General features: G+C 36.2%; 24 protein-coding genes. 10 read left to right on the forward strand and 14 right to left on the reverse strand.

Translation table 11 applies throughout. The annotated features are described in order from the left end of the window. Nucleotides 1-36 precede the first annotated feature (36 nt). From M0D58_RS09110 to M0D58_RS09145, 8 genes are all read right to left on the reverse strand, one after another. A complete protein-coding gene (locus tag M0D58_RS09110) occupies nucleotides 37-909 on the reverse strand; it encodes a PstS family phosphate ABC transporter substrate-binding protein (RefSeq protein ID WP_248388570.1) in 873 nt (290 codons plus the stop codon). Beyond that, a complete protein-coding gene (locus M0D58_RS09115; protein ID WP_248388573.1) occupies nucleotides 899-1,096 on the reverse strand; it encodes a DUF308 domain-containing protein in 198 nt (65 codons plus the stop codon). Before M0D58_RS09115 ends, M0D58_RS09110 begins: the two co-directional genes overlap by 11 nt. 72 nt (nucleotides 1,097-1,168) lie before the next feature. Continuing rightward, on the reverse strand, nucleotides 1,169-2,008 hold the full coding sequence (locus M0D58_RS09120) for an energy transducer TonB (RefSeq protein WP_248388576.1): 840 nt from the start codon (nucleotides 2,006-2,008) through the stop codon (nucleotides 1,169-1,171). A 24-nt stretch (nucleotides 2,009-2,032) separates the two neighbouring features. Further along, the gene (locus M0D58_RS09125) at nucleotides 2,033-2,605 is read right to left on the reverse strand and encodes an ExbD/TolR family protein (RefSeq protein ID WP_248388579.1); all 573 of its coding nucleotides are present in this window, start codon (nucleotides 2,603-2,605) and stop codon (nucleotides 2,033-2,035) included. A gap of 12 nt (nucleotides 2,606-2,617) precedes the next feature. After that, the gene (locus M0D58_RS09130) at nucleotides 2,618-3,226 is read right to left on the reverse strand and encodes an ExbD/TolR family protein (protein WP_066440721.1); all 609 of its coding nucleotides are present in this window, start codon (nucleotides 3,224-3,226) and stop codon (nucleotides 2,618-2,620) included. A 62-nt stretch (nucleotides 3,227-3,288) separates the two neighbouring features. Further along, nucleotides 3,289-4,152, reverse strand: a complete 864-nt coding sequence (locus tag M0D58_RS09135) for a MotA/TolQ/ExbB proton channel family protein (RefSeq protein ID WP_248388582.1) — start codon at nucleotides 4,150-4,152, stop codon at nucleotides 3,289-3,291. 240 nt (nucleotides 4,153-4,392) lie between these two features. Further along, nucleotides 4,393-7,212: a leucine--tRNA ligase gene (gene leuS, locus M0D58_RS09140; protein WP_248388585.1), complete on the reverse strand. Its 2,820-nt coding sequence runs from the start codon at nucleotides 7,210-7,212 to the stop codon at nucleotides 4,393-4,395. Nucleotides 7,213-7,395: 183 nt separating this feature from the next. Further along, complete coding sequence (locus tag M0D58_RS09145; RefSeq protein ID WP_248388588.1) at nucleotides 7,396-7,869, reverse strand: lipocalin-like domain-containing protein; 474 nt, start codon at nucleotides 7,867-7,869, stop codon at nucleotides 7,396-7,398. A gap of 155 nt (nucleotides 7,870-8,024) precedes the next feature. Here M0D58_RS09145 and M0D58_RS09150 point away from each other — a divergent pair, with 155 nt between their 5' ends. The 3 genes from M0D58_RS09150 to M0D58_RS09160 are packed head-to-tail and all read left to right on the forward strand — an operon-like array spanning nucleotide 8,025 to nucleotide 10,402. Then, nucleotides 8,025-8,996 (forward strand): acyltransferase family protein, encoded by a 972-nt coding sequence (locus M0D58_RS09150; RefSeq protein ID WP_248388590.1) that lies wholly within the window; start codon nucleotides 8,025-8,027, stop codon nucleotides 8,994-8,996. A gap of 12 nt (nucleotides 8,997-9,008) precedes the next feature. After that, nucleotides 9,009-9,767 carry a glycosyltransferase family 2 protein gene (locus M0D58_RS09155; protein ID WP_248388592.1) on the forward strand — a complete coding sequence of 253 codons (759 nt, stop codon included), beginning with the start codon at nucleotides 9,009-9,011 and terminating at the stop codon, nucleotides 9,765-9,767. Between the two features lie 8 nt (nucleotides 9,768-9,775). Beyond that, nucleotides 9,776-10,402 (forward strand): deoxyuridine 5'-triphosphate nucleotidohydrolase, encoded by a 627-nt coding sequence (locus tag M0D58_RS09160; protein ID WP_248388594.1) that lies wholly within the window; start codon nucleotides 9,776-9,778, stop codon nucleotides 10,400-10,402. Here the strand turns inward: M0D58_RS09160 and M0D58_RS09165 are convergent. From M0D58_RS09165 to M0D58_RS09185, 5 genes are all read right to left on the reverse strand, one after another. Next, nucleotides 10,394-11,623: a 3-deoxy-D-manno-octulosonic acid transferase gene (locus M0D58_RS09165; RefSeq protein WP_248388596.1), complete on the reverse strand. Its 1,230-nt coding sequence runs from the start codon at nucleotides 11,621-11,623 to the stop codon at nucleotides 10,394-10,396. The genes M0D58_RS09160 and M0D58_RS09165 overlap by 9 nt on opposite strands. Nucleotides 11,624-11,635: 12 nt before the next feature. Continuing rightward, nucleotides 11,636-12,100: a DUF1648 domain-containing protein gene (locus tag M0D58_RS09170; protein WP_248388598.1), complete on the reverse strand. Its 465-nt coding sequence runs from the start codon at nucleotides 12,098-12,100 to the stop codon at nucleotides 11,636-11,638. Nucleotides 12,101-12,115: 15 nt separating this feature from the next. Next, the gene (locus M0D58_RS09175) at nucleotides 12,116-12,832 is read right to left on the reverse strand and encodes a C40 family peptidase (RefSeq protein ID WP_248388599.1); all 717 of its coding nucleotides are present in this window, start codon (nucleotides 12,830-12,832) and stop codon (nucleotides 12,116-12,118) included. A 78-nt stretch (nucleotides 12,833-12,910) separates the two neighbouring features. Further along, entirely contained in the window at nucleotides 12,911-13,558 is a 648-nt protein-coding gene (locus tag M0D58_RS09180; protein WP_248388600.1) for an O-methyltransferase, read from the reverse strand. A gap of 384 nt (nucleotides 13,559-13,942) precedes the next feature. After that, nucleotides 13,943-14,776: an OmpA family protein gene (locus M0D58_RS09185; RefSeq protein ID WP_072883444.1), complete on the reverse strand. Its 834-nt coding sequence runs from the start codon at nucleotides 14,774-14,776 to the stop codon at nucleotides 13,943-13,945. Between the two features lie 85 nt (nucleotides 14,777-14,861). Between M0D58_RS09185 and tilS the strand changes: the two genes are divergently transcribed. From tilS to M0D58_RS09215, 6 genes are all read left to right on the forward strand, one after another. Then, a complete protein-coding gene (gene tilS, locus M0D58_RS09190) occupies nucleotides 14,862-16,187 on the forward strand; it encodes a tRNA lysidine(34) synthetase TilS (RefSeq protein ID WP_428037173.1) in 1,326 nt (441 codons plus the stop codon). A gap of 1 nt (nucleotide 16,188) precedes the next feature. Then, nucleotides 16,189-18,252, forward strand: coding sequence for a protein-disulfide reductase DsbD family protein (locus tag M0D58_RS09195; protein ID WP_248388604.1), 2,064 nt, complete (start codon nucleotides 16,189-16,191; stop codon nucleotides 18,250-18,252). 212 nt (nucleotides 18,253-18,464) lie between these two features. Next, nucleotides 18,465-18,983 (forward strand): ExbD/TolR family protein, encoded by a 519-nt coding sequence (locus tag M0D58_RS09200; RefSeq protein WP_248388606.1) that lies wholly within the window; start codon nucleotides 18,465-18,467, stop codon nucleotides 18,981-18,983. A 61-nt stretch (nucleotides 18,984-19,044) separates the two neighbouring features. Further along, nucleotides 19,045-19,554 (forward strand): hypothetical protein, encoded by a 510-nt coding sequence (locus M0D58_RS09205; protein WP_248388608.1) that lies wholly within the window; start codon nucleotides 19,045-19,047, stop codon nucleotides 19,552-19,554. Between the two features lie 11 nt (nucleotides 19,555-19,565). Then, the gene (locus tag M0D58_RS09210; RefSeq protein ID WP_248388610.1) at nucleotides 19,566-20,348 is read left to right on the forward strand and encodes an alpha/beta fold hydrolase; all 783 of its coding nucleotides are present in this window, start codon (nucleotides 19,566-19,568) and stop codon (nucleotides 20,346-20,348) included. 1 nt (nucleotide 20,349) lies between these two features. Next, nucleotides 20,350-21,147, forward strand: a complete 798-nt coding sequence (locus M0D58_RS09215) for a patatin-like phospholipase family protein (RefSeq protein WP_248388612.1) — start codon at nucleotides 20,350-20,352, stop codon at nucleotides 21,145-21,147. Nucleotides 21,148-21,298: 151 nt separating this feature from the next. On the opposite strand, the gene M0D58_RS09220 is transcribed toward M0D58_RS09215, so the two are convergent. After that, nucleotides 21,299-22,306 carry a DHH family phosphoesterase gene (locus M0D58_RS09220; protein WP_248388614.1) on the reverse strand — a complete coding sequence of 336 codons (1,008 nt, stop codon included), beginning with the start codon at nucleotides 22,304-22,306 and terminating at the stop codon, nucleotides 21,299-21,301. 236 nt (nucleotides 22,307-22,542) lie between these two features. Between M0D58_RS09220 and rpmH the strand changes: the two genes are divergently transcribed. Next, nucleotides 22,543-22,701: a 50S ribosomal protein L34 gene (gene rpmH / locus M0D58_RS09225; protein WP_007843334.1), complete on the forward strand. Its 159-nt coding sequence runs from the start codon at nucleotides 22,543-22,545 to the stop codon at nucleotides 22,699-22,701. Nucleotides 22,702-22,854 lie beyond the last annotated feature (153 nt).

The raw sequence follows: 22,854 nt of genomic DNA on the forward strand, positions 1-22,854 counted from the left end.
GATTTATTTTTGGGTAAGAAGTTAATTTAATATATTTTAACGCATCTGTACTTCCCTTCTATACAGATTATAAGGCTGTAAACCTTCCTTCTGAACAATCATCTGCCCGAGCTGTGTACAGGAATACCTTATAAAACCATTAGCAATATTAAAATTACCCTCATTTGTTAAGAAATACAAAATTCTGGTGAAAGGATAATTCATTTTGCGAAGGTTTTCAAAGTCTGTATTGTATTGTTTACCCTGATATTCAACAGGAAGTATTTTGACCATGCTTCTAAGCTCCTCCGATTCTTTATCATAGGGACGACTAAAAGTATTGAGGCCAATCACACCAATTTTATCAGGATATTTACTTAGTTCTTCAATAATATTTTTATTCCCCGGAATTACAGAGAATTTTAAATTTTTAGGCTCTTTCCTGATCTTTTGGGCAACGAAATTCAAATTACTGGAATTTGTTCCGTCGAATATAAATTTTTTGTCCTCAGACTGCATCCCCTTTTCAATTTCTTTCATGGAAATACTTTCTTTCGGAGAATCTTTGGGAACAACAAAAACAACAGCATCTGCTGCAAATTTTGAAGGTAAAAATTTAAGCTCAACCTGTTCTTCGTAGGTTTTAATCTCTTCGGGAGACAAATCTCTTGACATGACTACAATTCTTGCTTTATCATGTAAGAGATCAAGGAAACCAAGATCTTCTTTTTTTGTAACAACTTTTATTTTTGTTTCAGGATAGTTAATCATATATCCTTCTGCCAAAGCTTCCGTAACACTTCTAAATGACTCATCGGTAAGAATCGTCATTTCCCCTTTATTATAAGATGGGGATTTTTCTTCTTTTTTACAACTTATCGCTATTATGCTAATGAAAAGCAGCATTATAAGTTTAATACTATTCTTCATTTCCTGAACTTTTAATTTTTGTAATCGCTCTGTAAATTCTGAAAATACCGTACAGGATAAGCAATATTCCTAATGCATACGCCACACCGGGTTCCAAAACAGTGAAAAAGAATTTGTAAAGAATAACTACAATTCCTAAAACGATATAAAACAATCCCGTAACGAGGGATAACCAATTGAACATCATATAACAAAAATACCAAAAAAAATAAAAAGAGAAGCATGTGCTTCTCTTTTTAATTATTATTTAAAGATAGAATTATTCAAAATTCATCTTAACAGGGAATCTGAAACGAGAACGAACTGGCTGTCCATTCACTTTACCTGGATTCCACTTGATTTTTATACTTTTAACCGTTCTTTCAGCTTCTCTGTTGAAATCTGAATTAGGACCTGTCGCCTTAACCTGGCTTAATGTTCCGTCTCTTTCAACAACAAAAGTAATTTCCGTATTCAAAGTACCTTCACCTTCCAATGAAGAACTATCAAAATTATTCGTAAACTTAGATCTGAACCCGTTAAGTCCTCCTGCACTAAAATCTGCCGGTTGATCAACGGACTCGTAAACATCATTAGATACCTGAGGCTTAACCTCAGCTGTTGAAGCTTTTGTACCTGTTGATGGCGGTGGTGGCGGTGGCGTGTAAGCCGGAGCTTTTACCCCCTCCTGATTTACCAGACCTGTCGTTGTTTCTAACTGTTTAGAAATTGGCGGCGGTGGAGTTTCAATTTTTGGAGCTTTTACAGGCTCCGGAACCACGTTCTGAATAATTTCAATTTTCTCTTCCTCTTTTGGTGGTGGCGGAGGTGGTGGTGGTTCTTCTTCTTTCGGCTGCTCAATAATTTTATCTTCCTGAAGGATTTCCACTAAATCCGCCTTTACTTCCTGCTTAGGTGGTTCAGTTAATCTTTTAATGGTAAGATAAATAAAAGGAGACAATGCCAATACAAGGAATATTGCTGTTCCAACGATAAAAGATTTTGTCAGAAGCCTAGGATACTGATGTCTTAGATCGTATGCACCATATTCTTTGTTTCTATTTTCAAATACAATCTCATCTAAAGTAAGATTTGGATCGTATACATTTTCATTTGCCATAGATTTACAATTTTATGGTTTAAATTACTTAGTAGCCGGTGCTGCTGCAGCTCCGGAATTCCCAACCTTTTTGTTGTAAATGGCTTCTTCCCAAGGCTTAAGATCGGTAACCCCGTATCGCTCAATCTTAGTAATTGCCATTTCGTCAAGAATATCTACAAAGTTTTTATATACAGCATCGTCAGTAGGCTTGATAATCACGGTAAATTTGGATTTATCTGCCGCATTTGCTTCTGCTTGCTTGATAACCTTTCTGATTCCTTCTCTATCAAAAGTGGTTTCATTAAGGTTCTGGTCTGTTAAGGATGTATTATCCTGCTGATGCCAGAAAACCTTATTGTCCTTCCCTAATAATAAAGAGATAGAATTTGAAAGTTTGATTTCTGTTGGAGGTGGTTTTTTTGTTTCATCCTTCGGTTTTGCCGGAAGACCCAAATCCATTACATTCGGTTTAGAGAATGTGGTTGTGAACATAAAGAAGGTAATCAATAGAAAACCCAAGTCCACCATCGGAGTCATATCGACTCTGGTACTCTGTTTCTTGGAACGTACCTTGCCGCCTTTGGCGCCTTTTTCCTGTACTTGTACTTCTGCCATTTCTAATCGATATTATTCGTTAGGTTTACCTTCTTGTGATGTAATCAACCAAAATTTAAGAAAATCGATATCTCTTAAACCCTCAAATAAGCTTTTAACTTTAGGATATTCTGTAGTAACGTCTCCTTTAATCGCCAATTTATAATCAGGATTAACAGCAAGACTTTCTTTTACCCAGTCTACCAATTGCTTATTTGTACTATCCATAGGAATCCCTGTTGGACTCTTGAAATTTTTCTGCGCGTCATCTGGCAAATCAAGATAGCTTTTCAGTTGGTTCATAGGAACCCCGATAGCCTGTACTTTCTGGAATGCAGCTTTTTCTTTGTTGTCAAAAGTAACACCGTACTTTTTACCCATGTTGTCCAAAAGCTTTAATCTCTCTGTTGCATTTTCTACAGGCTGGAAATAGAATTTTCCGTCCGGTGTAGCGTTGATAGTCATCAAACTTGCATCAGGAAGTAACTTCTCTGATATTGAAGATGGCGGTTTGATCTGCTCCACGTCAGGTTTTTTAAACTGAGTGGTCAAGATAAAGAATGTAAGCAGTAGGAATGCAACGTCACACATTGCCGTCATATCCGTCACTACTCCATGTCTTTTTGGTTTGACTCTCGCCATTATTATTAATAATTTTTAATTAGACTTCTTTTTACTTAGTGTACAATTCTTTGCTTGAATTCTTAGTTGAATTCAGCGAAAGACTGCTGGATACTCATAGCAATCTCATCGATCTTATAAGTTAATCCGTCAATTTTAGAAGTAAAGAAGTTATAAAGGATGATAGCGATTGCTGAAGTACCAATACCTAAAGCTGTGTTAATCAAAGCTTCAGAGATACCTGTTGAAAGTGCAGCAGCATCCGGAGTACCTCCTCCAGAACCTAATGCGAAGAATGCCTTGATCATCCCGATTACCGTACCTAAAAGTGCTACTAACGTTGCAACAGTACCTAAAGTAGAAAGGATCATCATGTTTTTCTCAAGCATTGGCATCTCAAGAGTAGTAGCTTCTTCGATTGCTTTGTTAAGCGCTACCATTTTTTGCTCTTTGTTAAGCGTAGTATCGTGAGATAAAGCTTTGTAAGTAGTAAGACCTTCTTTCACTACGTTTCCAACAGAACCTTGTTGTCTGTCACACTCTTCTAAAGCTTCATCAATTTTGTTTTGATTCAATAAGCTTCTTACCTGAATTACGAAGTTATCTAAGTTCCCTTTTCCAGCTGCTCTCCCTAGAACTAAAGCTCTTTCAATTGAGAATACGATTACGGTTAGCATGAAAGTAATCAAGATTGGTACGATAACTCCTCCTTTGTAGATAATACCTAAGAAAGAATCTGGGTGAATGTCTTTTCCTTCAACATCTGAAAACGCTACAGATCCTGCACCTAATTTGTCAGCATCTTTAAAATTTCCAGGGCTACCCAAAACGAATAAATAAATACAAATTCCTATAGCTAAGATAATAGGAATAATAACAGCTGGGTTTAAACCTCCCGCTTTTCTAGCAACTACTTGCTCATCATTTTTTGAAACATTCATTTCCATATTTAACTAAATTATATTGTTTTAAAATTTTACAAGGTGTAAATTAAAGGCAAAATTAATTAAAATGCAAGAGTCTCAAATAAACATTTCTGTTTTTTTTGATAATAAAAATTTAATACGATTTCGATATTATAATTATTTTCTCTTTTTTTGGCAATAATCTTTAAATTTAATCATTACATTAAAAATTTAAAAAATATAAGCCTTCATTTTTTTTAATTTGCCAATGTTAATTTTTATTTAAATTACAATGTTCACAATTCTTCCCGGCACCACAATAATTTTCTTTGGTGTCTTACCTTCCAGAAACTGCTGAACTTTCTCATCTTTCATTACAGAATCTTCCACTTCTTTAGCTGAAAGCTGTGCAGATAATGCCAGTTTATGTTTTGTTTTCCCGTTAATACTAATCGGATATTCAATTTCGTCTTCTACCAGGTAATCCTCGTTCAATACAGGGAATTTTTCAAACTCAATTGAAGTTGTATGGCCGAGCAGACTCCAAAGTTCCTCACATATGTGTGGCGCATACGGAGAAATGATAACGGACAAAGGTTCCAAAATATTGCGTTTGTTGCATTTTATTTTTTGCAATTCGTTTACCGCAATCATAAATGAAGAAACAGACGTATTGAAAGAAAAATTTTCAATATCGTATACCACTTTCTTTATTAAGGTATGCAAAACTTTGTATTCCGCTTTTGTCGGCTCTTCATCTGACACTTCAAAAACTTCGCCATTAAAATATAAATTCCAGAATTTTTTAAGGAAACCGTAAACTCCGCTCAGTCCCTGCGTGTTCCAGGGCTTGGATTGTTCCAATGGTCCTAGGAACATTTCATACAATCTTAAACCGTCTGCACCGTATTCTTCACAGATATCATCCGGGTTTACGACATTGTATTTTGACTTGGACATTTTTTCTACTTCGCGTTCAGTGATAAATTTTCCATCCTCTTCAAAAATAAATTCTGCATCTGCAAAATCCGGCCGCCAAGCTTTAAATGCTTCCGTATCCAATTCGTCTGATGTTCCCTTTAATAAAGATACATCAACGTGGATTTGCTGAGTTTCATATTCTTTGGCTAAATTTTTAGATACATATTTGTTCGTTCCTTCAATTCTATAAACAAATGCACTCATCCCCAAAATCATTCCCTGATTAATCAGCTTCTGGAAAGGTTCATTATGATTAATATATCCTCTGTCCTTTAAAAACATATTCCAGAATCTTGAATACAACAAATGCCCGGTTGCGTGCTCGCTTCCTCCAATATACAGATCAACCTGTCCCCAATAATCGGCAAGGTCTTTTTTAACAAAAACATTTTCGTCATGCGGATCCATGTATCGTAAGAAATACCATGAGCTTCCTGCCCAACCCGGCATTGTCGATAGTTCTAAAGGAAAAATTGTTTTTTCATCAATCAGATCCGTATCAACCACTTTTTGATTGACTTCATCCCACGCAAAAGTTTTTGCATTTCCCAATGGCGGATCTCCGTCTTCTGTCGGTAAATATTTTTCAACTTCAGGAAGTTCCAATGGTAATGCTGAAGTTGGCAAAGTGTAAGGCATTCCATCCTTATAATATATAGGAACCGGCTCACCCCAATATCTTTGTCTGGAGAAAATGGCATCACGCTGTCTGTAGTTGGTTGTTCCATGACCGATTCCTCTTTTTTCGATCGCAGAAATAATCAGTGCTTTTGCTTCGTCATATTTTAAACCATTTAAAAAATCCGAGTTTACACATACGGAATCTTTAGAATCGAAAGATTTCTCCTGAATATCTTCATCGGTTTCTACAACCTTTTTAATTTCTAAATTAAATTTCTTTGCAAATCTGTGATCACGCTCATCGTGAGCCGGAACGGCCATTACAGCTCCTGTTCCATATCCTATTAATACGTAATCTGAAATATAGACCGGCATTCTTTCATTGCTGAAAGGGTTGAGAGCATAACTACCCGTGAAAGCTCCCGAAACATTTTTCACATCCGCCATACGGTCTCTTTCCGTTTTTTTGGAAGTTTCTTCGATATAGCTATCAATCTCAGCTTTCTGTTCCGGTGTGGTGATGGCTTCTACCAAAGGATTTTCCGGAGCCAGCACCATAAAAGTTGCCCCGAAAATAGTGTCCGGTCTTGTTGTAAATACTTCAATAACTTCATCAGGATGACTTTCAATTTCAAATTTCACCTGAGCTCCCTGGGATTTTCCGATCCAGTATTCCTGAGAATCTTTTAATGGCTGTGGCCAGTCAAGGCCTTTCAGACCCTGCAATAATCTCTCAGAGTATGCGGAAATTCTCATGCTCCACTGCATCATTTTCTTTTGAAACACCGGAAAACCTCCTCTTTCGGATTTTCCGTCCTTCACCTCATCGTTTGCCAATACGGTTCCCAGAGCAGGGCACCAGTTTACGGTAGTTTCCGCTCTGTAGGCTAAACGGTAATTTAAAAGAATATCTTCTTTATCCATTTCGGAAGCAGTATTCCACTCTTCTGCCGTAAAATGAAGTTCTTCGGTTTCATTGGCATTTAGATCCTGTGTTCCTTTGCTTTCAAAATGTTTAATTAAAGTGGAAATCGGCTCCGCTTTGTCCGTATTTTTATTGTACCATGAATGAAACAATTCAATAAAAATCCATTGCGTCCATTTATAATAAGAAGGATCTGATGTTCTTACTTCCCTGCTCCAGTCAAAAGAAAAGCCAATTTTTCTAAGCTGCTCTTCATACCTGGTAATATTCTGTTCTGTAGTTATGGCAGGATGTTGCCCGGTCTGGATTGCATACTGCTCAGCAGGAAGCCCGAAGCTGTCGTAGCCTACCGGATGCAGCACATTGAATCCCTGATGTCTTTTATATCTGGCATAAATATCCGATGCAATATATCCGAGAGGATGCCCCACATGTAGTCCGGCGCCCGATGGATAAGGAAACATATCGAGAACATAAAATTTAGGTTTATCAGTGCTGTCGGAAGTTTTATAGGTTTGATTTTCTTCCCAGTATTTCTGCCACTTTTTTTCTATCTGCTGATGATCGTAAAACACTTTTATAATTAGATGTTAGATGTTAGACTTAGATACATTAGGTTAATTGTTTTAACTCTAAAAAATCAAGAATCACAAAAATAATGATTTTAGGAGAAATAGAATTAATTTTGAATTAAATATAAAAAAACAAAATCTCATCCGAAGATGAGATCTTAAGCTTTAATGAAGTAAAAACTTTTATTATTGAGGAATTCTCTTTAAAGTATAGGTCATGGACTGGTATTCAGTAGGATCTGAAGTATCTTCAAATTTAATATTCATGGTCGTTTCATTAAGGGTAACCACACTTCCTTTATCCGGCTCCACGATTCCCTGGTATTTTACCTGAATAGCTTTACTGTCTTTATCATAGGTATAGGTAAAAGTTCTATCGAAAGTAGGCTGACAGGTTCCCGGTGTAGCTCCATCTCCGTTTTCGGTTCTTTTCCCCGTGCCCGCCGCTGCAAAAACCCATCTTGATGTCTTTTGGCAGTCAGAATCAAAAGTAATGGCATCTGAAACAGGATCATCTCCTATAGGGACACTGGTAACAACCACTTTCATGGGCTGCCATGTTCCCACAATCGGATATTCTATTGTGTTATCGTCGTCGTTATTACATCCTGTCGCTACGAATAAAGATAGACCTGCAAATAGTAATGCTAATTTCTTCATGTATCAAATTTTTCAAGTGCTAAAATTATAATTTTTTTGATTTATTTAATAATATTTTGCAAAAAATAATTGTAAACTTAGTTATTTTTAAAAATATTGAGGCTTAAAGCGATCTATATTGCAGGAAAAAGTTATTTTTGTATAAAACAACACAAATGATAACGAAAAATAATTTCGACTTTATCCGCGTTCTCCTGGCCTTCATTGTCTTTGTGGGGCATCTTGGAACATTAAGCGCTTCCAAAGAGCTGGAGATTCTCCATTACAGTCCCATTGAAATAGCGGTTTTCGGTTTTTTTGTAGTAAGCGGATTTCTTATTGCGAGAAGCTACGAGCGCTCTTCAGGATTAAAAAGTTACCTGAATAAAAGAATCAGGAGAATTGTTCCTGCTTATCTGCTGGTGGTTTTTCTGTGTGCCATTTTATTAAGCCTTGTAAGCACTTATTCTTTCGCTGAATACTTCAGCAATCCCCAGGTTTATAAATATCTTTTCTGGAATTCTTTATTTCTGAATTTTAAAGCACCATGGCTGCCCGGAGTCTTTGGGAATCAGGCGGTAAACGGAGCATTATGGACCCTGAAAGTTGAAATGTCCTATTACTTCTGCGTTCCTTTACTTTTTTTATTGTTCGGAAAGAAAAACAAGTACAGAAACCTCAGCCTCGTGATTATGTATTTTCTGTCTCTTATTTATCTTAATTATTTCGAATCATTAGATAAAATGTCTGCCGCAAAACAGCTTCCGGGATCGCTCTCCTATTTCATTCCGGGAATGCTGATCTATTTTAATTTCGACCGGTTCATTCAATATAAAAACATGCTTTTTAGTATTGCCATCTTCACAGTATGGATTGATCTTGTTTTCAGCATTAAATTATTTTCACCAATGATGATCGGCATTATCGTATTGTATATTGCTTACTCTTTTTCATTTTTAAATAATTTCGGCAAGTACGGAGACTTCACTTACGGAATTTACATTTTCCATTTTCCTATCATCCGGGTTTTTACCACACTTGGATTTTTTCAGGATTACAACCCTTATATGATGGCAGTAGTTTGTATGCTGCTTGTTGTTGCAGTAGGGATATGTTCATGGCACTTTTTTGAAAAAAAATTTTTATAATTATCTACACAGATGAAAGAACTTGTTTCCATTATCACACCCTCATACAATTCGGAAGAATTCATTGAGGAAACAATACAATGTGTACTTGGCCAGACTTACGAAAACTGGGAATGGCTGATTACTGATGATCTCTCCGGGGACAATACTGTTACAATTGTACAAAAATATTACGATCCCCGAATAAAACTTCAGGTTCTGGAGCAAAATGGCGGAGCCGGCAATGCAAGAAATAAAAGTCTTGAGAGAGCCTGCGGAAGGTATATCGCATTCCTTGATTCCGATGATCTTTGGCATCCCGAATATCTTGAAACCATGGTTGATTATATGACAACTTACAACGCAGAACTCGTCTACTGTAATTATTCGAGATGTGACGAACATACCATGCAGCCTGTTCTCAAAGATTTTGAAGCAGATAAAATTGTAACATTTTCAAATTTACTGAAAACCTGCAGGCTAGCCCCGGTTTCTACCATGTATGACACTAAAAGAGTGGGTAAATTTTTCTTCCCGGTAAAAAGTAAACGCGAAGATCATGTCATGTGGCTGAATCTGCTGAAAGAAATTCCGAAAGGCTATCCTCTACAGAAAACACTTGCCAAATACAGAATGCGCCAGAACAGTGTTTCCCGAAAGAAAAAGAATATAATTAAAGATCAATACCTGGTTTACAAAGATTTCATGGGGTTTTCTACGATAAGGTCTTTATACTATACTGCAAACTGGGCATTGAACGGATTTTTAAAATATTCGAAAATTTTTAATTAAATTTAAAAATGGAATATTCAAAAGAATTCAAGGCTGCTCTCAGTAATTTTTCTCCAGCAGAAAAAGACAAGCTTATTTTCAGATTATTAAAAAAAGATAAACTTCTGTCTAAAAAATTATATTTTGAACTGATTGACCCTGAAACTACTGACAATAAGAGAGATGCCATGGAAGAAATTGTGGAAGAAAAAGTAGTACTCGCGTCCAAATATATCAGCAATCAAAAATACTTTATGGGCATCATCCGTAAAATAAGCGCCGAAATCACGGAACATGTAAAAATTACTACCGATAAATTCGGAGAAGTAAGTCTCAATCTTTTGCTGATTAATAAAATTCTTGATTACAATGAAGATCTTGGCAGGCAAAGATTTGATAATGTGTATAAACTTTACCTTTATATCATTAATAAAACCGTAAAAGCATTGACTCTTACCAGAAAACTTGATGTGGACTACTGGATGGAAATTGATGAACATCTGGACGAATTGAAAAGTAAAATCATCAAGAACCATTATCTTTCAAAGCTTTTTATTAACAACGGAATAGATTTAAACTGGCTTACGAGCGATAAAATTCCTGAAAATTTCGACCAGATTATTAAAGAAATTAAGAGCCAGGGCTTTTTACGATAAGATTTTTTGCATAATCAATGTTGTGGACTCCGGTTTTTCAGCAACGAATTTTTTTGCATTTTCAGACATTCTGCCGAGTATTTCTTCATTATTGATGAGGAACATTACAAAATCTGCGGCTAAGCCGGCATTTTCAAAAGATTTTCCGCCATCTGCGGAGATTAGTTCATCTGCTTCCGGGTTTTTCCGGTAATGGTTCCCGAAAATGACAGGCACTCCGAAAGTTGCAGCTTCAAGAATATTATGCAATCCGGCATTATGAAAGCCGCCTCCCACCACGGCAATATCTGCATAAGAATATAATTTCGAAAGCAGGCCAATACTGTCAATGATCAAAACCCGTGATTTAAAATCCATCTTATTTTCTTTAATCGTACTGTACAGAATAGCATCCGGAAAAGTCTGTTTCAGATGCTGAACTCTTTTAAGATCATGAGGCGCAATAATCAGTTTTGCATAAGGACTTCCCAGCAACACTTCTTCGGCTACCTTTTCTTCAGCCTGCCAGGAACTGCCAAAAACAACCGCTTTATCCTGCCCGATGAAATCTTTAATAAATTCCACATGATTGTTCCGGCTTTGCAGCTGCTTTACACGGTCAAAACGTGTATCGCCTGTTACGGAAGATTGTGTAAGGCCTATATTTTTAGCCAAAGCATAAGACATTTCCGTTTGATGAAAGAACCAGTCAATATTTTTCTGCAACTGTTTTACAAACCATTTTCCATGAGAAGTAAAAAATGACTGTGTATCATAAAAAAGTGCAGAAATTACATAAATTTTTGTACCCTTTTGTCTAAGCTCTTCCAAAAGATTGTACCAGTAATCATATTTTACGGTAAAGAACAAAGTAATATTGAGGTGAGATACAAATTCTTTTACCTTGTTTTTTTCATCAAAAGGGAGATAGCAGATTACGTCCGCAATATTTTTCTTTTTTACAACATTTTCATATCCTGAAGGCGAAAAGAATGTGATAAGGATTTTATGAGCCGGAAATTTTTCTTTCAGCTTTTCCAAAACCGGAAGTCCCTGCTCATATTCTCCCAGACTGGCTGCATGCATCCAGATCACTTGATCGCCTGCAGAAAATCCTGATTGTATTTTTTGTAAAGATTCTTTTCTTCCGAGAACGCCTTTTTTCGCTTTATCATTAAATAATGAAAAGATCTTCATCCCGAAAATCATTAAGCTGATAAATATGTTATAAAAAAAACCCATTGAATTTAAATATCATTTAAAAATACCCACAAAAATAAACAGAACAACCAAGCTTCCGATGATTGAAAACAACAATGTAGAAAATGCTACCCGCGGTTTTGCAGTATCGCTGAATGAATACCTCAGCATATAATCCTGGCTGTTTAAAAATATCAATGATATCAAAACAAACAGCCATCGCATGAAAATTCCCATGATGAGAAACTGGGCATTTTCATTTTCTTCAGTAATCGGTACAGGATAATTGGCTGACTCCGGGCTTCTGATAAGAAACATAAATAAAAAATAGATAATCGTGAGCACAGCAGGCATCAGGTAAAAATATTTTTTATTTCCAAAACGATCTGCCTTTCCGTCAAGATCAAAATGAATAGGTATAGTCTCTGATAATACTCTATAATTTTTAATGCTGAACCACCATAGAAAAGCAAGCAGTCCAAAGTTTAACATATCAAAAATCAGGAGAATATTTTCCATTTTAATTCTTTAAAATTACAGTATGCTTTTGATCACTCTCAATTTATGGGTGTGTTTATTCATTTCTTTATTAAAAATCCCGGTAGAATCTAATGTATCGATTCTTACTTTTCCGGAAGCATGAATAATTTTCTGATTATCCAGCATGATTCCCACATGAATAATTTTTCCTTCAGGATTTTCAAAAAAAGCAAGATCTCCCGGCTGACTTTCTTCCACAAAGGTTAAAGACTCTCCCACATCCACCTGTTGCGAGGTATCTCTTGGTAATTTTATATTGTGAACTTTATACACGAGCTGCGTAAATCCCGAACAGTCTACTGCAAAAAAACTTTTGCCACCCCACAAATATGGGACATTAAGAAATTCTTTTGCCGTTAATGCTATACTTTCCCGCATATTATGACTTCTTCTGGATGCCACTACCGGAAATTCTACTTCAGAACCCATAGAAAGCAGCGTTTTTCCGTCATTCATCATAACGGAAGCGAAATCTTCGGTTACAATTGTTACTTTGCGGGCAGCCAGCTCTTCATCGGTTACAGGTTTCAGCTGTTTAGTATCCATCCATCCTTCATAGTTATCATAATGCATTTTTATCCGGGTCCAGTTTTTATTCACTTCAAGGATATCAGCACTTTCGCCAAACAGGATTTCCGTCACAATTTCAGCTTTGTCTGAATTTTCCGCACGTACAGGTGCCACCGTCACAATACAAATTCCTTTATTCATATTTTAATATTAAAGGTTTAGATTGAGGATAATAGTTGAGAAATCCAAAGAAATCTTAACCTTATACTCTGCCTTATTCTATTTTCTGCGTAAAAAGTTTACACCATCGCGCAAAGGTAAAATAAGATTTTCAAAATCATCATCTTTTGCGATCAGATCATTGAGTTCTTTAATAGCCTGTGTAGACCTCTGCTTCGGGTTTTCTTCCAGCACTTTCCCGTACCAGAGTACATTGTCGAACATTATTACTGATCCCGATTTTGTGCGCGGTTTTATCAGTCTGAAATATTCAGCATAATTTTCTTTGTCTGCATCGATAAAAACAAGATCGAAGAATTGGTCAGTCTCTTTTAAAAATTCTTTTGCATCCTGAAGCCTGAAGTCAATTTGGGAGGAATATTCGCTTTCTGCAAAATACTTTTTAGGCAAATAGGCCAGGTCTTCATTCACATCCAGTGTAGTAATCCGGCCGTTTTCTGAAAGTCCGGCTGTAAGACAGAGTGTTGCGTATCCTGTAAAAGTTCCTATTTCAAGGATATTTTCCGGCTGCATCATTTGGGAAATGATTGTCAGCAGTCTTCCCTGCTGATATCCTGAGATCATGTGGGGCTGAGTTGTTTTCTGGTAAGTTTCTCTCCTCAGCTTTTTCAGGATTTCAGGTTCAGACGAAGCATGGGTTTCCAGATACCTGTCCATTTCCGGATTCTTTTCTTCAAAAAAGCTCATTCTACAAATTTTGTTGATTCAAATTTACTTAAATATAAGCAAAAGCACAAAAAAAGCCCGAATATTCGGTATCGCGGGTAAATGCACATAAAAATTACCGTGAAAATACGGATACCCTATTTTTTATAATCGCCATACCTTTGGTTCAGGGTAAAAACACTAACCAAAATGGATGCGGGAATCAAACAAATTAACCAAGAGAAAAAGAGCAATCAACTGCAAAAAAGCAGGACTGATTCTCTGAAGAAAACTAAGCCGGAAATATCCACTTCATTTTTACAGCGAATTATTTCATTATTGAAAAAAGAAGAATTAATTTGATTAAAAAAATAAATCCCGAATTGCTTCGGGATTTATTTTTTATTGATTGAATGTCTGTTCTTGTTATTTCTTCGGCGCTATGTCCATTAGTTTCATGAATTCATCAAGCTTCGGCATGATGATAATTTCCGTTCTTCTGTTTTCAGCTCTTCCGGAAACGCTCATGTTGGTTGCCTTAGGATTGTATTCTGATCTACCACCCGCAGTGATTCTTGCAGGATCTACTCCAAACTGAGTCTGTAATACTTTAGCTACAGCAGTACCTCTCAAAGCAGAAAGATCCCAGTTGTCTCTCGGTAAATTCGGAGAGTTTAACGGAGCATTATCCGTGTTTCCTTCGATTAATACAGAATATTTGTCATAATCATTGATTACTTTGGCTACTTTTCCTAACACTTCCTGTGCTGCAGGCAATACATTGTAATCTCCTGTTTTATAAAGCATTTTATCAGAAAGAGAGATCATTACTACTCCTTTTAATACTTTTACCTGAACATCACTGTCAGCTACATTATCCAAAGATCTTTTCAGTTTGTTTGATAATGCTAAATTTAAGCTGTCATTTTTAGCATTGCTTGAGATCAGCTGTTTGATGTAAGAATTTGAAGAATTGATTTCTCCTACCAGCTTGTCGATATTGGCAGAGCTTTTTCCTGTATTGGAAAGACACGCATCCAATGATGATTTCAAAGCATCATGCTGACTTTTCAACAGGTTGTTTTCGCTTGTCAAAGCAGAGTTCTGAGACTTCAGATCCTGAATTTCTCTCTGTCTTTCTCCCACGTTTTCAATACATTGTTTGTAATTTGAGCTCAGTGCATCATACTGTTTTTTGCTGATACAAGATGTCATTCCCAACACCATTGCAGATACTGCTAAGATTTTAAAAATTTTCATAAATAATCATTTTTAGACGATCAAAGGTAACAAAATTCATTTTAATAATATGGATTATCTTTGCACAAAGAAATTCTCAGCATACATCTTGAAAACGCCAGACCTTAAAAATCAATTGCAAAATCTTGTCCCGAATCCCGAAACAAGCACCTATCTTCTGGCGGTAAGCGGTGGTGCAGATTCTATGGTTTTAGCACACATTTTTAATGATTTGGGATTCCAGTTTCAGGTAGCACATATCAATTATAAACTCCGCGGCGAAGACTCTGATCTTGATCAAAAAGTAGTGCAGGATTTTTGTAAAAAAAAGAATATTAAATTTAATGTATACGAGGTTTCCCAGAAGGATAATAAACCGGTCAACTCCATTCAGCTATGGGCACGGGAACTCAGGTATGATTTTTTTAAAGAAATCCGTGAAAAAGAAAACCTTGATTTTCTAGTGACTGCCCACCATCTTAATGACCAGCTTGAAACGTTCATTATTAATCTTTCTAAAGCAGCAGGAATAAACGGATTGGCAGGAATCCCAGCCAATGATAATAATATTTTACGGCCGCTTTTACCTTTTAGCAAAGAAGAAATTTATGCTTTCGCAAAAGAACATCATATTGAATACCGTGAAGATCTTTCCAATCAGAAAAATGATTACCTGAGAAACAAGATACGCCATGAGATTGTGCCGAAGTTACGGGAAACCAATTCACATTTCCTGGAAAATTTTAAAAAAAGTTCGGTATACCTCAACCAGACAAAAGATTTTGTCCAGCAACAGATTCAGGAAATCGAAAACCGCATAAGCATTTTTAACAAGTACCACAAAGTCTTATCAAAAGAACAGCTTGCCAGAGAAAGTACTTTTGTAAAATTTGAGATTTTAAAAAAATACGGTTTTAATCAGGAAGGAGAAATTGCAAAAATTTTTACGGCGGAAAACGGAAGTGTGTTTTTTTCAAAAGATTATCAGTTGCTCGTTAATTATGGAGAATTGGTTTTACAAAAGCTTGATGAAAAGTTTCATTTAAACAGTACTGAAGAAGAAATTGTTTTACTTGAAAAATTTGACTTTTCCGAAAACCAAAAAGCAATTAATCTCGAAAATATAATGGAAAGCATTGAAGAAATCGATATTGAGTTCAACTGGCACTTCGATGCCGAAAAAATCCGGTTTCCACTGCAATTGAGAAGGCAAAAAACCGGAGACGAATTTTATCCTTCGGGATTTTCAGGGAAAAAGAAAGTTTCTAAGTTTTTTAGGGACGAAAAAATATCTAATTTAGCGAGGCAAAAAATCTGGATTCTGACGGACAGTGAAAATACTGTACTCGGGGTCATCCCCTACAGACAGGACCGGAGATATGCAGGGAGTGAGAAGTCCGGATACATTCTCAGAATTTTTAATACGAAGTAAAATGAAATTTAAAAGCTGGTTTTTATTAGTTATGCTGTTTTTGGTAACAGGAATTAATGCACAAATCAAAAATCCTGTAAAATTTAAATTTACAATCAACGAATTAGGAGACAACCAATATGAAGCCGTGCTGAACGCCACAATGGAAAGCGGCTGGCATATTTATTCCAAAGACATTCCGGAAGATACGGGAATCCCGACTGAATATAAAGTTTCGGGAAAAAACATTGAACTGATCGGCAAATTTACCGAAGTCGGAAAAAAACATGAAGAATTTTCAGAAGCTTTCGGGGGGAACATTGTCTACTATTCCAATTCTGCGGGCTTTAAACAAAAGTTCAGGCTTAAAGACGGTACAAAACCGGGAGATGTTGTTGCTGAAATCACGTATCAGACCTGTGACGACAGAGTTTGTCTCGCACCGAACACTCTGGAATTCAACAAACAGGTAACACCAAAAGGCTCTGTAGAAGAAACCGAACCTGCAACTGCCGAACCTTCAAAAGATTCTGCGAAAACAGAAACTGCAATAGTAAATCCGGCGAAAGGTCCTGTTGCCAATACAGAAACATCAAAACTGGATCCTAAACAGTTAAAAATAGAATCAATCAATTTTGAGAAACCGCTTACTGATTGTGGAGTCGCATCTGAAAAAGTAGCCGAAAATTACTGGACATACCTTCTTCTCGGATTTATCGGTGGACTTATTGCATTGCTTACTCCATGTGTCTTCCCGATGATTCCGCTTACGGTTTCATTCTTTACCAAAGGAAGCCTGAATAAAGCCAAAGGAAAAAGAGATGCTTTCATTTATGGATTTTTCATTTTCCTGATTTTTGTCCTGCTCAGTGTTCCTTTTCATATTATCGACGGAATTGCGGGAAATATTTTCAATGAAATATCTACCAGCGTATGGCTGAATATCGCATTTTTTATCATATTCATTTTCTTTGCAGGAAGTTTCTTCGGATATTATGACATCACTTTACCAAGTGCTATTGCCAACAAATCCTCAAAAGCGGAAGAAGCAGGCGGAATTGTAGGAATTTTCTTTATGGCGTTAACTTTAGTGATCGTTTCTTTCTCTTGTACCGGTCCTATTTTAGGAAGCTTATTAGGAAGTGCAGTAACCGGTTCTGCAAACGTACCTATGCTGTTGACATTTGCTCTGGCAGGCTTCGGACTGGCCTGGGCAATTATTTTCGGATTGCTGGCCTTATTTCCGCAGGCATTGCAAAGTCTGCCTAAATCCGGAGGGTGGATGAATACCGTAAAAGTTGTTTTAGGTTTCGTAGAATTGGCTTTAGCATTGAAATTTTTATCAAAAGCTGATTTGGTTTCCAAGACCTTCCTATTAAAAAGAGAACTTTTCATTGTGATCTGGATTCTTGTGGCACTTGGATTAGCTCTCTATTTATTTGGGCTGATAAGATTTCCTCATGATGATAAAAAACCGAAAATCTCCATTACCCGAAAAATCCTTGGGGTTCTTGGACTGGGATTTGTGATTTATCTGGTTCAGGGATTAATTACTTCAGAACGCCCTAAGCTTCAATTATTAAGTGGAATTTTACCCCCGTTAAATGTAAGTTACTTCCATGATGAAAAAGACGGAATTTTAGGAATGCATCCTGAACACGATTTCTTCAACGCCGTAGAATTAGCGAAGAAAGAAGGCAAACCGATTTTAATTGACTTCACAGGCTATGGCTGTGAGAACTGCCGGAAAATGGAAGAATTCGTGTGGAGTGAAAGTTATATTCTACCGATCCTTCAGAACGATGTTGTACTGGCTTCTCTGTATGTAGATGATAAAGAAGAATTGCCTGAAGATCAGAAAACAAAAATTGATCTGGGTGACGGACAGGTAAAAAAAGTAAAGACAATCGGTGACCGATGGAGCCTGTTTCAACAGGTGAATTTTAATAATAATTCGCAGCCGCACTATGTTTTACTCACTCCGGACGGAAAAGTTATCAATACTCCTGTTTCCGGATATATGCCTAAAGAGGATTTTAAAAAGTTCCTGGAATGCGGAGTTAATTATTATAAAAACAATAAATAATCACTACGATTACATAAGTAAAGCCTTTCCTTCATCCGGAAAGGCTTTTTTATTGTATTGATTTTTAGAGAAATAAAAAACATCCTATTTATAGAATATAAAATTATTATTAAACCTATTTTTTAGGTACATAATTTGTATTAAAATTTAAAAATAATTATAAAATCGACACGCTTATTTGAAAACCGTTTAACATTTAAAAACTATTAACTATGGCTGAAGTAATCGCACAAGAAAAGCAGGGAGGCAGCAAACAGAGAAAAAAAATGATCCGCGTGGATATGACTCCAATGGTAGATTTAGGATTTCTCTTAATTACCTTCTTTATGTTTACCACTAATTTTACAAAACCTAATGTGATGGATCTGGGACTGCCTGGGAAATCACCAAATCCCCCTACAAATGTTGTAGATGTTAATAATCAAATTACATTTATTTTGGGTAAAGACAACCGGGTATTTTATCATCAGAAAACGAAGGAAGATTTAGACAAAAGCAATTTAAAGGAAACCGATTTCAGCGGAATCAATATCACTAAAATCATTTCCAAAGCTTATAATAACGCTCCTAAAAAAGAAAATTTTACCATTATCATTGAACCTACCGATGATGCCAATTACAAAAACTTTGTAGATATTCTGGACAATATCGCGATCTCCAAAAAAGAACGTTACGGCGTTACCGATATTAAACCTTGGGAAAAGAAAGTTTATGACGAATTAACCAAATAAAAAACTAAAGGGCATTTTCAGGATGCTCTTTTTTGTTTATTTTTGGATCTAATTTTATTTAATGAAAAACTTTTTAACCGCTTTTGCTGTAACCGCTTTAATTATTTCCTGCTCTAAAAAAGAAGCAACTTCTGTTTCAGGAGCAACCGACAGTACAAAAATCGTGGATTCCATTAATGCTGCGAGAACGAAGATCAATGACAGCATCAGATCTACCAACCATTTTAAAGATTTCAGCGGACCTCACAAACTTACCCACAATTCCATAAAAGGCTCCGGAACCATTTCATTCGAAAAAATTGATGGCGAAAGAGACCATTATAATATCTCCGGCGAGCTGAAGTCCGGGAAAAATTTTCTTAAAATTAAAGGTTTTATGGCCGTTGTTTCAGATAAACATATGAATTTTACAGGAACGATTTCACAAAGCATTTCCGGAAACGAAAATGGAAAGACCGACCTTAGAAAAGGTACTAAAACTTTTATGTCCAAAGACGGCGGGAAAACATATCGTCTTCAGAATATGGTAAATGGTTCGGGATTTGTTGATTATATTGATATCCATTTTTAATGCCTGAAATTATGCTGAACTTTGAAAGAAAAGGAAACGGAAAAGAAATGTTAGTTTTGCTTCATGGGTTTATGGAGAATATTTCTATATGGAGCGATATGGAGCCTTATCTCTCCGAAAATTTTTCATTATTGAAAATCGATCTTCCGGGACATGGGCAATCCGAAATCATTGCTGAAGTTCAGACGATGGAGCTTATGGCCGAAGAAGTAAAAAAAGTACTGGATGATCAAAACCTGGAAAAAGTTCACTTGTTAGGACATTCAATGGGCGGCTATATCTCGTTAGGCTTTGCCGAAAAATACCCTGAATATCTAAAAAGTTTAACCTTGTTCTTTTCATCTTATCTTCCGGATGATCCCGAAAAAAAAGAACAGCGTATAAAGAGCTACCGGATCATAGAAGATGCTTTTGCGCACTACGCCAGAGCCGGAGTTCCCAATCTTTTCAACCCTAATGAAAGAGATGTCCTCGAGGGCAAAATAGAAACGGCCCTGGAAGTTGCTCTTTCCACAAACAATCTGGGTGCCTTGGCATCCGTAAAAGGAATGGTAGAAAGAACCGATAAAACTCATGTTCTTGAAAATCTCGACTGTAAAATTTTAGTTTTGGCCGGAAAACATGACAATGCGGTAAAAACGGAAGCTATGATTAAAAACCTTCCCGACAGAACGAATATCAAATCGTATATCCTTGACTGTGGCCACAACGGACATTGGGAGAAACCTGAAATATGTGCAGCAATCATCAATACGGAACTTCTCCATCATTTACCGAAACATTTAGTTTTTTAATATGCTGGATTTCTTATTCAAAAAAAAGAAACCGGTCATCGGACTTACTCTTTCCGGAGGAGGAATGCGCGGCATTGCACACATCGCTGTGCTGAAAGCACTGGAAGAATATAATCTTAAGCCGGATATTATCTCAGGAACCAGTGCCGGATCTATTGTAGGAGCCTTTTATGCTCTCGGAAAATCACCGGATGAAATGATGGAGATTGTAAAACAGACTACTTTTTTTTCGAGGTCTTATTTAAAGCTTTCCAAGAACGGGATTTTCAGCTCAAAGTTTATCCTTAAATTATTCATGGATCATTTTCCGGAAGATGATTTCAAAATTTTAAAAATTCCGGTGTATGTTGCTGCAACCGAAATGACTCATGGAATTGTAGATTTTTTTTCTGAAGGTGAACTTTTCGGGCCTCTTCTTGCTTCATCAAGTGTACCATTTATTTTGCCGCCAGTTAAAATCGGTGAAAAAATCTATGTAGACGGCGGTGTTCTGGACAACCTTCCCATTGAACCTATTATTGACAAATGTGATTTTCTGATTGCCTCACATGTTAATTCCATCAGCTATGACAGCCTTGAAAAAATGAGTCTGATGAAGGAATTCGACAGAATTTTACATTTAGCCATTGCAAAATCAGTTTACTCAAAAGCAAAATCCTGTGATATTTTTCTGGATCCGCCTAAGATGACAAAATTCAGTCTGTTTAACAAGAAATTCCTCGATATTATGTTTAAGGAAGTATATGAATACACCTGTAAAGAGTTTGAGGAAAAAGGATATTCACGGTTTCAGAGTTAAACTGAACATTTGAGCGTTTTAGTGTATTAGAGTTCGAGCATGTCATTGCGAGAAGTGAATGACAAAGCAATCTCTAAAATCTAATAATTATTCAGATTCGAATAATCATTAAACAAAATTTCCTTAGATTAAATTTTAACCTAAATCTCAATTACAAACTTTCCTCAGCCTCAATTTTACTTTTGAACGTTTCAATGGTATCATGAAGAGATTCGTAAGATTTTCCTCCGGCAGCGTTGATATGGCCTCCTCCGTTGAAATATTTTCGGGAAAACTGATTAACATCCATATCATCCTTGCTTCTGAAAGAAATCTTTATAAAATCTTCATATAAATCTTCCATAAAGAAAGCCGCCATTTTTACCCCCATAATACTTAGCCCGTAATTAACAAAACCTTCCGTATCGCCTTTCTGGAAGCCATACGTTTTTAATTCTTCTCTTGTTAAATTAAGAACGGCAACTTTTCCGTCTTTTACCACTTCAATTCGTCCTAAAATTAAAGCCAATAAATGAAGACGCGAAACGGTATTGGTATCCCAGGTATTTGATGTAATTAAAGCAGGATCTGCGCCATGCTCAATAAGATTTGCGATAATTCTGTGCGTTGTTGCGCTGGTAGAGCGGAAACGAAAACCTCCAGTATCCGTCATGATTCCCGTATATAGGCATTCAGCAATATCTTTATTAACCAGATTTTCGTCATCAAGTGCTTCAATAAAATGATAAACCATCTGGCAGGTTGCAGGAATGACCGTATCCGAATAAACAAAATCAAATTTTTCAGGCTGCTGATGATGATCGATAAGAATTTTTTTTGCCCTGGAATTGGTAAGCCAGTCTCCCAGAATCCCAATTCTGGAAGGCGCATTGAAATCAAGACAAAAAATAACATCTGCTTCACTGATAAGATCAGATGCTACCTTCCTTTTATATTCCCCTATCAGAACTTTTTTGGCTTCCGGCATCCACTTCAGGAACTTAGGAAAATCGTTGGGAACAATTACTTCCGCGAAAATCCCTTTAGCTTTAAGATAATGTTTTAAACCCAGGCTGGAACCAATAGCATCTCCATCAGGATTATAATGGGTAAGAATTACGATTTTATTTTCCGGAGTGAGTAACGTATTGATTTCTAAAAGTTCCGCGGGTGTAAACATGAGATGTTTTTTATTTTTTTTCTTTAAATTTAAGTTTCCAAAGATAGAGCTTTTAAATAAATCATAAGGATTATTTTTTCTTCCACAAATTCGCACATGGCAAGGCTTCAAAATAATTCAATAAAAAATGAATGCAAAATTTTAAAAAAAAGATTGGTAAAGTTTGTAACTTTTAAAAAATTACATATCTTTGCAACCTGAAAATTAATAGATAATTACGATTTAAACATATAGTAATGAGTAAAAGAACATTCCAGCCATCAGAAAGAAAAAGAAGAAACAAACACGGTTTCAGAGAAAGAATGTCTACGCCAAATGGAAGAAGAGTTTTGGCTGCGAGAAGAGCTAAAGGCAGAAAGAGTTTAACTGTAAGTGCATCACGCGCTAAGAGATAATCTTTTTATTATCATATACAAATCATGCTTGAAAAGAAGTTTTTCAGGCATTTTTTGTTGTTAAAATTTCCTAAAATTTAGGTTTTTTACCCTTCTTTTTCCTATTTTTAAAATCTGAAAAAATTTTAGAAAAAGTATTTTTAAAACTGAATT

Origin of the sequence: Chryseobacterium nepalense, from assembly GCF_023195755.1 — a bacterium.
GTDB classification, from domain to species: domain Bacteria; phylum Bacteroidota; class Bacteroidia; order Flavobacteriales; family Weeksellaceae; genus Chryseobacterium; species Chryseobacterium nepalense.